This window comes from Stutzerimonas kunmingensis (assembly GCF_002929225.1).
Taxonomy (GTDB): Bacteria; Pseudomonadota; Gammaproteobacteria; order Pseudomonadales; family Pseudomonadaceae; genus Stutzerimonas.
Window position 1 is genome coordinate 148802 of the sequence record NZ_PISM01000022.1, and the last position, 12758, is coordinate 161559.

Here is a 12758-nt window from a genome sequence, read left to right on the forward strand (position 1 = left end):
TGTGTCGTTCAAGGCGAGAAGTGTGATCTCCGTTGCAGCTGGGAATATTAACCAGCTGGCGACGGAGCTAATTCAAAACGGGGGATTAAGTTGCCTTTATATAACAACTTACTTCGTAGGAAATATGCCGGTTGCTTGTAAGAGAATACTTACGTGCAACTTTCTACCCGGTCACAGAAACGGGGTCGATAAATGTTATAGGTCGCTGGTAGTTGCCGATATGGACACAGTCAGGATGTGGCGCTGACCCGGCTGGAGCACCACCGCGTCGTCCAGAACGTTGGCCGTCTCGATGCACAGCATCCGCTGCCAGGCATCGTCGGCGAAGCTCGTCAGGCGCCGCGCCTTGTCGATCCACGGATTCCACAACACGGCGGACATCGACCCGCTGGTGGTCAGTCGGATGCGCCGCTGCCACGCCGGATCGACGAGATTCAGGGTGGCCGGCAGCTGCTGGTAGACACGATCGGTTTCGCCGCTGAAATGCAGGTCGTCCTGTTGCTGGCATTCTTTCCAGTCCAGCAGGGTGTCGATGTACGGGCAGCCGGCGAGGCCCTCCACACGCACCTGATGGATGTCGCTGACGGCGAAGTAGCTGTGCAGCGCCTGGCTGATGGCAACGCTCTCGTCACCGTCGTTGCGGCTGCTGAGGCTGAGCTGGAGATCATCGGCGAGGCGAATCCGCAGCGTCAGTTCGACCCGATGCGGCCAGCCCGGCAACGCGCCGAGCGCCTGCGGACAGTCGAACTCGAGAATAGCCGCATCGCCATCGCTGCGTTGTTCGCGCAACTGCCAGGGCAGCGTGCGTACCAGGCCATGGAAAGGTGCGGGTTGTTCGCCGTGGTAGCTCGCCTGCACGGCCTGCGGATTGCGCGCCAGGTCGCCGAACCACGGCCAGCAGATCGGCACGCCGCCGCGTACCGACTGACCCTGCTGGAAGGCTGCCTCTTCGCTGAGCCAGATGATCGGTGGTGCGTCGCCCTGGCGATAGCTGAGGATCTGCGCGCCCTGTTCGGCGATCAGTAGTTCGTCCTCGCCGCGGCGGACTCGCCAGACGGCGAGCTGGTCCATTTCGATGCGTTGGATATCGACAGGCATGGGCAATCTCGTGATGGACTCGGTTTTGCGTCTGACAACGGTCGCAAGGCGGGATTTCATCCGCCTCCGGGCGTGGGGTGGATGTTGCTTACATCCAGCGTGGCTCCGTTCGATAGGGGCCACTCGGTGGATCGCCAGGGTGGATCGCCGACGCGCGATCCACCCTACAGGTCGCGCGGTCAGCGACCCTGGCAGGCGTCGACCCGCAGCCAGCGTTCCAGCAGCTTGAAGCCCTGCATCAGGATGAAGGCGATCAGCAGGTAGATCAGGCCGGCGGTGAGGAACATTTCCTCGTGCAGGTAGGTGCGGGCGGCGATCTTGCGCGCCATGCCGGTCAGTTCCAGCAGCGTGATGGTGCTGGCCAGGGCGCTGGCCTTGAGCATCAGGATCACTTCGTTGCTGTAGGCCGGCAGGCCGATGCGCGTCGCGCGCGGCAGGATGATGTGCAGCAGCGCCTGGGCGCGTGACATGCCCAGCGCCCGTGCGGCTTCGACTTCACCTGGCGGCACGTTCTGGATCGCTCCGCGGATGATCTCGGCGATATAGGCGGCAGTATGCAGCGTCATCGTGATGATCGCGCACCAGTACGGGTCACGCAGGTATGGCCAGAGCGCGCTTTGGCGCACCACCTCGAACTGCGCCATGCCGTAGTAGACCAGGAACAGTTGCACCAGCAGCGGGGTGCCGCGGAAGAAGAAGATGTAGCCATAGGGCAGCGCGCGTATGGCCAGCAGGCGGGAGGAGCGGGCAATGCCCAGCGGCACGGCGAGGATCAGCCCGGCGACGACCGAAACGCCGACCAGTTGCAGCGTCAGCCAGGCGCCTTCGATGAAGCTCGGCAGCCACTTGATGAAGATTTCCCAGGTCATGCTGCGCTCCGCACGAAGCCGCGGCCGGCACGTTTTTCAAGAAAATACATGCCGATCATGGCGACGATGGTCAGGCACAGGTAGATGAAGGCGGCGACAAGGAAGAAGGTGAAAGGCTCCTTGCTGGCGGTCACGGCGATCTGCGAGCGGCGCATGATCTCTTCCAGGCCGATGACGGATACCAGTGCCGTGTCCTTCATCAGGATCATGAACAGATTGCCCAGCCCCGGCAGCGCCAGGCGCCACATCTGCGGCAGGATCAGCCGCGTGAAGATCCGCCGTTTGCCCAGCCCCAGGGCCAGGCCAGCCTCACGGTGTCCCTTGGGAATGGCCAGCAGCGCCCCGCGGAAAACTTCGGTGGCGTAGGCGCCGAAGCACAGACCAAGGGCGATGGTGCCGGCGGCGAACGGGCTGAGGGCCAGGTTCTCGATGCCGAACAGCTCGCCGATACCGCGAATCAGGCTGATGGTGCCGAAATAGATAAGCAGTACCCAGAGCAGTTCGGGTACGCCGCGCACGATGGTCGAGTAGGTGCCGCCGAGCCAGCGCAGCGCGCTGTAGGGCGAGGTCTTGGCGAGAGCGCCGAGCAGACCGAGCACCAGCCCCAGCGCCAGGGAAGCGAGGGCCAGTTGAATGGTCATCCAGGTGCCGGCGATAAGCGCCGGACCGAATCCGTGAAGGTCAGGAATCATAGAAACTCAAACACCGAAGCCCGGTCGGCCAGTTTAAGGCGACCGGGCTTCGGCTCGGTTGGATCAGTAAATGCTGAACGGGAAGTACTTGTCGTTGATCTGCTTGTAGGTGCCGTCAGCGATGATCTCGGCCAGCGCCTTGTTCAGCTTCTCACGCAGCTCGTCGTTGCCCTTGCGCACGGCGATGGCGATCTTGTCGTCATCGAATACCGGCTCGCCCTTGAACTCGAAGCCCTTGCCAGCATCGCTCTTGAGCCATTCCCACTGCACGAAGGTATCGGCCAGGATGCCGTCGACGCGGCCAGAGGCCAGGTCCAGGTAAGCGTTTTCCTGGGTGTCGTAGAGCTTGATGTCGACCACGCCGTCCAGGTTGTCTTCCAGCCAGGTGCCGGCAATGGTCGCACGCTGGGCGCCGATCACCTTGCCGTCCAGGTAGCCCTTGTCGGTCTTGAAGTCGGTGGACTTGGGCGCCACGAACTGCAGCTTGTTGGTGTAGTAGTGGTCGGTGAAATCGACGGCGTTCTTGCGCTCTTCGGTCACCGACATCGAGGCGGCGAGGAAGTCGAACTTGCCGGCATTCAGCGCCGGGATGATGCCGTCCCAGTCCGAGGTGACCACTTCGCATTCGGTTTGCATCTTGGCGCAGAGGGCGTGGGCGATGTCGAGGTCGAAACCGACCACCTTGCCGCTGGCATCGATCAGGTTGAAGGGCGGGTAGGCGCCTTCGGTACCAATCCGTAGTTTTTCCGCGGCGAATGCCTGGGTGCCGATGATCAACGATGCAGCAGCGGTCAGCAGGATCTTCTTATAGCTCTTCATGCGGTGTTGCTCCATTAGCGATGGCTGGACATGAATTGTTTACAGCGCGCCGATTGAGGATTGTCAAATACCTGCTCGGGCGTTCCTTGCTCCTCGACCAGGCCCTGGTGGAGGAATACCACTTCGCTGGATACCTGCTTGGCGAAATTCATCTCATGGGTGACGAGCAGCATGGTGCGGCCTTCTTCGGCGAGCGACCGGATCACTGCAAGCACTTCTTGTACCATTTCCGGATCGAGTGCCGAGGTGGGCTCGTCGAACAGGATCACCTTGGGCTGCATCGCCAGCGTCCGCGCAATGGCCGCGCGCTGCTGTTGACCGCCGGAAAGCTGATTGGGATAGACGTGGCGTTTGTCGGCAATTCCGACCTTGGCCAACAGCGCCTCGGCCACCTCGGTGGCTTCGGCCTTGCTCTGGCCGAGCACACGGCGCGGTGCCTCGATGATGTTGTCGAGGATGGTCATGTGCGGCCAGAGGTTGAAGTTCTGGAACACGAAACCCAGTTCGCTGCGAATCCGATTGAGCTGCCTGCCGTCGGCGGCGACCAGGTCGCCCTGCTTGTCGCGCTTGAGCTTGAGCTGCTCGCCGGCCACCAGAATCTCGCCCTCGTGGGGGTTTTCCAGCAGGTTGATGCAGCGCAGAAAGGTGGATTTTCCGGAGCCTGAAGAGCCGAGGATGGAAATCACATCGCCATCGCGGGCGGTCAGCGAAATGCCTTTGAGAACTTCCAGATCGCCGTAGCGCTTGTGCAGATTGCGGATTTCCAGTGCAGGGATGGCCTCGGCCATGAGGGGTCCTCTTACAGACCGGCGAAGGCCGCCATGGTCGAGATATCTGATGGTGCGCTCCGCGCGAACTGCTCGCCGTCCTGGCGAGGCGCAAACCTAGCATGCGATGCGGCATGCGCCAAGCGCGATGCGGCGTTGAGCGGTGTGACCAGTCGGTCACGTTTAGCTGGCCGCCGATGCGCCCCTATCTATATAGATGAAATCGGCGCTGTACGCGCAGGCACACTCCGGTGCCTTGCGTAAACGGCAGGCTCGGTCCGCTTCCGTGCGGCCCGAAGCGGCCACGGTCTCAGCTCGCTTCCGGCTTGGGCGTGTTTTGGTCGTCGGAGAGCATTTCGTCGTGCTCGGCCATCTTCCACGGCAAGCTGCCCGGCGAGATGTGCAAGAAGTGCAGGTACTTTTCGAATTGGTCGAGTATGTCGCTGATGATGTCCGCCTGGTCGTATCCGTAGACGTCGTAATGCTGGCCGCCGCGGCGCAGGAACACCTCGGCACGGTAGTACTGCTCGTCGGCCTCCGGCCCTTCGGTCAGCGCGAACGCCGGCATGGCGTAACCGACCGCACGGATCTCGTAGATGAAGTCCACCTGGTCGTCCTTGATGACCTCCAGGTAGAGCCGCGAGTGGGCTTCATCGGTATGCACTTCAGCAGCCCATTCCTGGCCACTGAGTTCGCGCTGCACGCGGCGCATCGCCTTGAGCACCGTGGTGTTCATGAAGTCGTCGACCTCTTCCCTGCTGGGAAAGCTGACCATCCCCGCCAGGCGCTTCTTCCACAGGCCGGGACCGGCGTTGCTCGCCAGCCGGCTGCCCTGCATGTGACTTTGCAGGCTGGTTTCGTGGTGGCCTTCGATCACCAGAGCGCGCCACATGCCCAGCGCGGCGATCATCATGATGATTGCGAAGGGCAGCGCGCTGGCGATGGTCATCGTCTGCAGCGCGCTGAGGCCGCCGGCGAGGAGCAGGGCGGACGCAACTACGCCCTCGATGCTGGCCCAGAACACACGCTGCCAGACCGGCGTGTGCAGCGCGCCGCCGGCGGCCAGCGAGTCGATGACCAGGGAGCCGGAGTCCGACGAGGTAACGAAGAAGGTGATGATCAGCACCACCGCCAGGAACGAGGCGATGGACGTCATCGGTAGCAGTTCGAACAGTTTGAACAGCGCGATGGCGTTGTCCGCCTGCACATCCGAGATCAGCGAGGTGTAGCCTTCGACCATGATCATGTGCAACGCGGTATCGCCGAATACCGAAAACCAGAGGAAGGTGAAGATGGTCGGCACGAACATCACGCCGAAGACGAACTGGCGAATGGTCCTGCCGCGGCTGATCTTGGCGATAAACAGGCCGACGAAGGGCGACCAGGCGATGGTCCAGCCGAAGATGAACAGCGTCCAGTTGCCGATCCAGTCGCTGCGGCTGTAGGCCTGTAGGTTGAAGGTGCGCTCGATGATGTTGTTCAGATAGCTGCCGGTGTTCTGCAGAAACGTTTCGAGGATGAAAATGGTAGGCCCGACCAGAAACACGAAAAGCATCAGGCCGATCGCCAGGATCATGTTCAACAGCGACAGGTTCTTCACGCCCTTGTCCAGACCGGCGACCACCGAGCAGATCGCCAGGCCGGTGATGATCGCAATGGCGATGATCTGCACGTTGATGCTGATCGGTATCGACGGCCAGAGGTAGTTGATGCCCGCGTTGATCTGCGTGACGGACAGACCCAGCGTGGTGGCGATGCCGAACAGCGTGCCGAGAATCGCGAAGACATCCACCACATGGCCGATCGGCCCGTAGATGCGTTCGCCGATGATCGGGTACAGCGCCGAGCGCATCGACAGCGGCAGGCCGTGGCGGAACGAGAAGTACGCCAGCACCAGACCGGTCAGTCCGTAGATGGCCCAGATATGAAAGCCCCAGTGGAAGAAGGCAATCTGCATCGCCTGCTTGGCCGCGTCGACGGTTTCTCCGGCTCCGGCGGGTGGCGAGGCGTAGTGCAGCACGGGTTCGGCCACGCCGAAGAACAGCAGGGCGATGCCGTAGCCGGCTGAAAAGAGCATGGCGAACCAGGCTGGAAAGCTATATTGCGGCTCGGCGTGATCCGGGCCCAGCTTGATGCTGCCCCAGGGCGTCATGGCGATGCCGACGATGAACACCAGGAAAAAGGCCACCGAGAGCATGTAGAACCAGCCGAAGTTGGTCGTGATGAACGCTAGCGTCGAGCTGAACACTTCACCGGCCATTTCCGGATTGCTGATGGTTCCGATCACCAGCAGCAGTGTGACGATCACTGCTGGAATGAACACGGGGAACAGAATGATGGCCTTGGGTATTTTCTTGGCGGCGTCCATGGACGGTCAGCCTCCGTTTGCGCGGGTGATGAGCGGGATGTACGCGGCGAAACCTCCGGATTGCCCGAACGCTGCCTTTGGGGTAGACGGTCCGAAGCGCAGAATGATTCAGCGAAAAGATGGGTTGGGTGTCGATTGACCGATAGCGCCGGTGTTAGAACGCGGGCTCCAGACCGTGGTGCCGCAGGATGGCCGCAACGCTGCCGTCGACGATCAGCGCCTCGAGCGTGTCGTTGAAACGTTCGAATTCGGCTTCGCTGACCGCGGCGCGGGAAAGGCCGATCGCGTAGGACACCGGTTGCAGCTCGCCCGCCTCATGAATATTGGCGAGCCTTTCCTGATCAATCAGATGCCAGGCGACGTCCTGATTGACCACAGCGACGCCCTGTTCGCCGAACCTGCCGGCCTCCAGCATGCGCAGCAGCCGCCGGTTATCCGCCTCCAGAATCAGCGTCACGTCGCCGACCTCAGCCAGATGCTGACCGAGCACGAAGGAGGTTCCGGAGGGCCCATACACGGCGACACTGCGTCCCGCCAGGTCCTCGGGGCGATGGAAGACGAAGCGGCTCGCCGACCGTGCATAGACCCCATAGCGGGAGGTGACGAGCATGCGGGTGAGGTGGAACGCGCGCTCGCGATCCGGTGAGCGGATCACGGTGAAGATCCCCTGCGCTTCACCGTCCTCGGCCAGCGCCAGTGCGCGTCGCCAGGGCAGCAGCTGCACCGGACAGTCGATTCGTAGCCGCGCGCAGACGGCTGCAACGATCTCGACGAAAGGCCCGGCTGCACGGTCCTCGGTACCGGTGGCCGCCGTGGCATAGCTGAACGGCGGGAAGTCCTCGGTGACGAAGCGCAGCTCATCGGCTTGGCAATTGCCCATGAGTGCCAGGCCGACGACTATCGCAATCCATCGAGTGGGCATGCTGCAAGCTCCAGGCGATCGGCAGAGCGGCAATACGCTCCACGCCCTTGCAGGCTAGCGTGTCGCCGTCCGTGGCGCGACCCCGACTCCGCGAATCGAGCAGCCAGCGCAGCAGGCCGGACCTCCAGGCGAGTGACGTCGATCGATGCGAGCGCCCCCGGCTATCGCGCTCTTCGCATTTGCTCGCGCCATTCCCATGGCGGTTGCTGTTCGGTCTTGTTCAATGACCACAGGCCGCGCCGGAACTCCCGGGCGACCGCCTCCAGATCGAGCAGCGAGCGGTCGTCAAGGTGACCGCGATACGCCCAGGCTGCGCCAGACCTGACCATCTCCGAATTGACGTCGATGTTGCCAACGCCGACTCGCGCCAGGGTCCGTCCCAGGTCATCGCGGCCCTTGACTACGAGCGTCACGTTCTTGCCGAAGATGTGGTCGGAGAGCGCTTGCCGGGCCTGGCTGCCGTAGGGTTGCTTGAGCTCCGGGGTGTCGATTTCCGCCAGCCGGACCCTGAAACGTTCACCCGCGTTGGTCCGGCAGCTGAAGGTGTTGCCATCGGCGATGCCGATCACCCGGCAGTCGAACGATTCGGCAGAGGCAGGCATGGCAGTTATGAGCAGGGCGGCAAGCAGGTAGCGCAGCATGAGGGGGCATCCATGCGGTTCGGGGCGGGCGAGGGTAGCAGGCCGGTCGCCGCCCTGATTGGCGCCAGGTCTCAGATGGTCCGTCTGCGTTGGCGAAATGGCGGCCGGTCACGCATGCCGAGAAATACGCCGAACCGCCGCCTTGCCATGGCGCGCGCAACGCTCAGAAGGCGGCTTCGAGTTGGTGCTGGCGCAGGATCTTCGGCACCGTGCCATCGGCTATTGCGGCGTCCAGCGCCTGCTCGAACGCTTCGAACTGTGCCGCGCTCACCGTCTTGCGCGAAAGACCGATGCCATAGCTGATCGGGCCCATTTCGCCAGCCTCGCGCACATCGGCAAGTTGCTCTTCCTCGATCAGGTGCCAGGCAACATCCTGATTGAGCACCGCCAGGCCGTCCACACCGAAGCGCCCGGACTGCAGCATGCGCAGCAGTCGGCGATTGTCGGGAGTCAGGTGCAGGCGTACGTCGGGCACCGACTTGAGGCGCTCGGACAGCACGTAAGAGGTGCCGGATGGGCCATAGACGCCAACCAGCCGGCCCGCCACATCACCTGGTTGGTTGAATACGAAGCTGCTCTCGGCCTGGGCGAAAACACTGTAACGAGAAGTGACCAGCATCCGGCTGATGTGGAACATCTGCTCGCGCTGCGGTGAAGGTGTCAGTGTGAATATTCCGTCCACCTGTCCCTGTTCGGCCAGGCGGAATGCGCGCTGCCAGGGATACAGGGTGATCGTGCATTGGTGCTGCAAGCGTGCGCAGATCGCATGTACCACCTCTACAAACGGGCCGGCCGCACCAACGCCTGCGGTTTCGCTGGCCGGGGCGTCAGCCGGATAGGTGAACGGCGGGAAGTCTTCGGTCACGAAACGCCACTGCGCCGCGCCGGCCGGGGCGGCGTTCGACAACAGCCATATCAGCAGAATCGAGAGAATCCTGTGCACCGTTCGGCTCCTTGCGCTGTGCGGCATTCCTTGGCAGTTCACGCGGCCGGGCAACATCCCGCTCAGGCCCGCTCCGTTAGCAGCAGCCTAGCGCAGAATGAAGTCGGAGCGATGAAGTGATAAGGCCTGGCCGTGCATGCGTGGCACGTGCGGCGATTCGCCGAGGGACACTTCTGCAGTGGCCCCGTTGAGGCTTGCCAGCTCGCCGGGAGCGCAGGGGAATATCACGTGATGCGTCGCTACGTTTGGGCACTGCTCCCTTGCGCACCATCGTAAAGATGCTTCTGGAAGCCGAAAAACAGACTCTTGATCAGTTCCGGCCTACCCAGATCTGCAACTGCATCGTTAATCGCATTCTTGTAACGAAGCTTCAGCAAAGGGGAGAGCTTTTCCGGCCCCAATTCCTCCACACCCTCCTTCACGTATTGCGACAGTACGAAGTCAAGAAAGGCTTCTTGCTTGTCTGTGAATTGCCCATGCAGCGTGCTGCGAGCTCTGCTGGCGCGCTCCTCTCGGGTCTGTGGTTCGGTGGAGAAGGCGACGTACGTCAGCACATCGAACAGGTCACTATGCTCGGCGTCGATGATGCGCTGCATTTCGTGCAGTACCTCGTTGCTAAAGCCACGTTCAGCCAGGCCCTGTAGGAGAGAAGTGCGAGTATCCGGGGCGCTCCAAAGCCCGCGTAGCTGGTCCTCATCTTTAAAAAATTCCGGCAGATTACCGAACAGGCTTTCCAGGAACTGCGCAGCAGACATCGGTTTGCCATCGGCGCCGAGGTACATCGTCGCCATCATGCTCTTGATGCGGCGCACCGAGCCGTTGCTGAGTCTGACCTCGAGCACGTCCGGGCGTGGATCGCGCGGTGGCTTGGGCGGCCTGGGTTCGTTTTCATAGCCGCCTCTGTCCTCTCCGGTGGCGACGCCTCCGGTCACGGTAGGCTCTATCGGTTCGCCATCCCATTCGGGATCGCTGAATAGGTGATGAGCTTTCACGAAGTCATAGATCGTGAAGTAATCCTTGCCGTCGAATAAGCGCGTACCACGACCGATGATCTGCTTGAACTCGATCATGTTGGTCACCGGCCGCATCAGCACAATATTGCGGACGTTACGCGCATCCACGCCGGTGGAGAGCTTCTGCGAGGTAGTGAGAACGGTCGGTATGGTCTTCTCGTTGTCCTGGAAATGCCGCAGGTGTTCTTCCCCCCGCGCACCATCATCGGCGGTCACCCGCACACAGTAGTCCGGCTCGCTGCTGCGCTTCATCTGGTTGATCAGGTCACGTACTTCCAGCGCATGCTGTTGGGTGGCGCAGAACACCAGCGTCTTCTCGTTTGGCGCGATCTGCTCCATGAACAGTTTGACCCGATAGGCCTCCCGCTCCGGGATCTTGATGACTCGATTGAAGTCCGCCTCGAGATAGCGCCGTCCCGCCTCAACCTCGCCTTTGATGACTATTCCGTCGCCTGGCACATGCACGTACTCATCAAGCGTTGTAGCGATCTGCTTGACCTTGAACGGCGTGAGGAAACCGTCGTTGATGCCTTCCTTCAGCGAATACACATACACCGGCTCGCCGAAGTAGGCATAGGTGTCGACATTGTCCTTGCGCTTGGGCGTGGCAGTCAGACCGAGCTGCACCGCTGGGGTGAAATACTCAAGGATGCTGCGCCAGTTGCCCTCGTCGTTGGCGCCGCCACGGTGGCATTCATCGATGATGATGAAATCGAAGAAATCCGCCGGGTACTCGCCAAAGTAAGGCGTGCCGTTCGGCCCGCTCATGAAGGTCTGGAAAATGGTGAAAAAGATGCTGCCGTTCTTCGGCACCTTGCCCTTTTTGCGAATTTCGTCCGGGGCGATGCGCACCAGCGCGTCTTCGCTGAAGGCCGAAAACGAGTTGTAAGCCTGATCCGCAAGGATGTTGCGGTCCGCCAGGAACAGAATGCGTGGCTGACGCTGGGCGTCGCGCTTGAGGTTCCAGCGACTTTTGAACAGCTTCCAGGCCAGCTGAAAGGCGATAAATGTCTTGCCTGTGCCGGTCGCCAGCGTCAGCAGAATTCGCGACTGCTGCGCTGCGATTGCTTCCAGCACCCGCTTGATCGCAATGTCCTGATAGTAGCGCGCACCCCAGGTGCCTCCCTTGTCTTCGAACGGAATGGCGGCGAAGCGCTCGCGCCATTCATTGTGCTCGGCGAAGGTCAGGTTCCACAGTTCTTCCGGCGTGGGGAAGCTGAGCAAGTCGCCTTCGGCACCGGTGAGCATGTCGATGGCGTAGATACGTTGGCCATTGGTTGCGTAGGTGAAGCGGATTGCCAGCTTCTTTGCATAGCATTTGGCCTGGGCTGCGCCTTCTGTGTAGTGCTTGTTCCAGGCTTTCGCCTCGATAACGGCCAGCTGAGTGTTGCGGTATACCAATACGTAATCGGCGATCTCCGCCTTGCCGCGTTGTCCCGAACCCTGAATGCGGCCATGGGTGATTTGAAACTCGCGCTGTACGCGACTGCCATCGACCACGCCCCAGCCAGCTTCACGCAACGCGGGGTCGATATGTTCGGCGCGGGTTTCAGCTTCGTTCACGGCAATATCCTTTTGGCATCATGCCCGGAGCATAACCCTCGGCGGCGTGGGTTTAGAAGGCGGAATCAACCCGCGAGCATGTTCATGATCAGGCGAATCAGAGTGTCTTTCTGCGCCGGGTCTGACTCCGCTACGAGCAAAGCGAGGGCGGCAAGGCCGATATCGTTGATCACTGGCTGGTTGGTAGCGTCCAGCAAGCGCCCATTGCGGTTGAGAAAGTCCACGAACAGAAACGCACCGCTGCGCTTGTTGCCGTCGGCGAACGGGTGATTCTTGATCACGAAGTACAGCAGATGCGCAGCCTTGGCCTCCACGCTGGGGTAGGCCGGCTCGCCGAACACCGTCTGATCCAGATTGCCCAGTAGGCCCGCCAGCCCGTCGCCGCGTTCCAGAGCGAATAGCTCGGTGGCTTCGCCGCGAGCCATCAACTCGGCTTTCAGGCGAGCCAGCGCCTGGCGGGCTTCGTCCAGCGTAGGCAGCGCGCCGCCGGCGATAGTGGGCGGGTCGGTCAGCAGGCCTTCGTCATACCGCTGAAGCAAGAGGAAGGTCTGCGCATAACGGGTAACGATATCCACCAGCCCTCGGCCGGTGTCGCTGAGTAACTCAGGGCTTTGCGCCGCCTTTCTCACCAGCTGTAGTGCAGCTTCCAGCTCCAGAGCATTGGCTTCGAAGCGTTGGCGATTAAGGGTGTAGCCCTGGGTGAGGTGTTCGCGCAGCAAGCGTGTAGCCCATTGGCGGAACGACACGGCGCGCTTGGAGCTGACCCGATAGCCCACCGAGATAATGGCGTCGAGGTTGTAGTGTTTCACCACGCGGCTGACCTGCCGCTTGCCTTCTTGGCGAACTACCGAGGAATCCTCGGTAGTTGCCGCCTCGGCCAATTCGCCATCGGCAAAGATATTCTTCAGGTGCAGGCTGATGTTGTCGTTCGAGGTCTCGAACAACCCAGCCATCTGTCGCTGAGTCATCCATACCGTATCGCGCCCTGCATCCAGCCGAACCTCGACCGGCTGGCCGGCTTCCTGAAAGATCACCAGTTCCTGCTGAGTGTTATCCATCGTGT

Annotated in this window: 11 protein-coding genes; all 11 read right to left on the minus strand. The window is 61.6% G+C overall.

The features are described 5' to 3' along the window. Nucleotides 1-195: 195 nt before the first annotated feature. Nucleotides 196-1098 (minus strand): D-hexose-6-phosphate mutarotase, encoded by a 903-nt coding sequence (locus CW305_RS20005; RefSeq protein ID WP_104098761.1) that lies wholly within the window; start codon nucleotides 1096-1098, stop codon nucleotides 196-198. A gap of 179 nt (nucleotides 1099-1277) precedes the next feature. Further along, on the minus strand, nucleotides 1278-1967 hold the full coding sequence (locus tag CW305_RS20010; protein WP_014818613.1) for an ABC transporter permease: 690 nt from the start codon (nucleotides 1965-1967) through the stop codon (nucleotides 1278-1280). After that, a complete protein-coding gene (locus tag CW305_RS20015; RefSeq protein WP_104098762.1) occupies nucleotides 1964-2659 on the minus strand; it encodes an ABC transporter permease in 696 nt (231 codons plus the stop codon). The genes CW305_RS20010 and CW305_RS20015 overlap by 4 nt, the downstream gene beginning before the upstream one ends. Nucleotides 2660-2722: 63 nt before the next feature. Then, nucleotides 2723-3478 (minus strand): ABC transporter substrate-binding protein, encoded by a 756-nt coding sequence (locus CW305_RS20020; RefSeq protein ID WP_104098763.1) that lies wholly within the window; start codon nucleotides 3476-3478, stop codon nucleotides 2723-2725. Nucleotides 3479-3492: 14 nt separating this feature from the next. Beyond that, nucleotides 3493-4266, minus strand: coding sequence for an ABC transporter ATP-binding protein (locus CW305_RS20025; RefSeq protein ID WP_014818616.1), 774 nt, complete (start codon nucleotides 4264-4266; stop codon nucleotides 3493-3495). A 289-nt stretch (nucleotides 4267-4555) separates the two neighbouring features. Next, on the minus strand, nucleotides 4556-6613 hold the full coding sequence (locus CW305_RS20030; protein ID WP_104098764.1) for a BCCT family transporter: 2058 nt from the start codon (nucleotides 6611-6613) through the stop codon (nucleotides 4556-4558). Nucleotides 6614-6767: 154 nt separating this feature from the next. Then, the gene (locus CW305_RS20035) at nucleotides 6768-7535 is read right to left on the minus strand and encodes a substrate-binding periplasmic protein (protein WP_104098765.1); all 768 of its coding nucleotides are present in this window, start codon (nucleotides 7533-7535) and stop codon (nucleotides 6768-6770) included. A 161-nt stretch (nucleotides 7536-7696) separates the two neighbouring features. After that, nucleotides 7697-8176 (minus strand): thermonuclease family protein, encoded by a 480-nt coding sequence (locus tag CW305_RS20040; protein WP_104098766.1) that lies wholly within the window; start codon nucleotides 8174-8176, stop codon nucleotides 7697-7699. Nucleotides 8177-8339: 163 nt separating this feature from the next. After that, nucleotides 8340-9119 carry a substrate-binding periplasmic protein gene (locus CW305_RS20045; protein WP_181063928.1) on the minus strand — a complete coding sequence of 260 codons (780 nt, stop codon included), beginning with the start codon at nucleotides 9117-9119 and terminating at the stop codon, nucleotides 8340-8342. A 239-nt stretch (nucleotides 9120-9358) separates the two neighbouring features. After that, nucleotides 9359-11695, minus strand: coding sequence for an EcoAI/FtnUII family type I restriction enzme subunit R (hsdR, locus tag CW305_RS20050; protein WP_104098767.1), 2337 nt, complete (start codon nucleotides 11693-11695; stop codon nucleotides 9359-9361). Between the two features lie 65 nt (nucleotides 11696-11760). Next, nucleotides 11761-12753: a virulence RhuM family protein/type II toxin-antitoxin system death-on-curing family toxin gene (locus CW305_RS20055; RefSeq protein WP_042927595.1), complete on the minus strand. Its 993-nt coding sequence runs from the start codon at nucleotides 12751-12753 to the stop codon at nucleotides 11761-11763. Nucleotides 12754-12758 lie beyond the last annotated feature (5 nt).

Bases quoted from the DNA above. Each gene is read 5' to 3' on its own strand.
- CW305_RS20005 (WP_104098761.1), bottom strand. From the start codon at position 1,098: ATGCCTGTCGATATCCAACGCATCGAAATGGACCAGCTCGCCGTCTGG.
- CW305_RS20010 (WP_014818613.1), bottom strand. From the start codon at position 1,967: ATGACCTGGGAAATCTTCATCAAGTGGCTGCCGAGCTTCATCGAAGGC.
- CW305_RS20015 (WP_104098762.1), bottom strand. From the start codon at position 2,659: ATGATTCCTGACCTTCACGGATTCGGTCCGGCGCTTATCGCCGGCACC.
- CW305_RS20020 (WP_104098763.1), bottom strand. From the start codon at position 3,478: ATGAAGAGCTATAAGAAGATCCTGCTGACCGCTGCTGCATCGTTGATC.
- CW305_RS20025 (WP_014818616.1), bottom strand. From the start codon at position 4,266: ATGGCCGAGGCCATCCCTGCACTGGAAATCCGCAATCTGCACAAGCGC.
- CW305_RS20030 (WP_104098764.1), bottom strand. From the start codon at position 6,613: ATGGACGCCGCCAAGAAAATACCCAAGGCCATCATTCTGTTCCCCGTG.
- CW305_RS20035 (WP_104098765.1), bottom strand. From the start codon at position 7,535: ATGCCCACTCGATGGATTGCGATAGTCGTCGGCCTGGCACTCATGGGC.
- CW305_RS20040 (WP_104098766.1), bottom strand. From the start codon at position 8,176: ATGCTGCGCTACCTGCTTGCCGCCCTGCTCATAACTGCCATGCCTGCC.
- CW305_RS20055 (WP_042927595.1), bottom strand. From the start codon at position 12,753: ATGGATAACACTCAGCAGGAACTGGTGATCTTTCAGGAAGCCGGCCAG.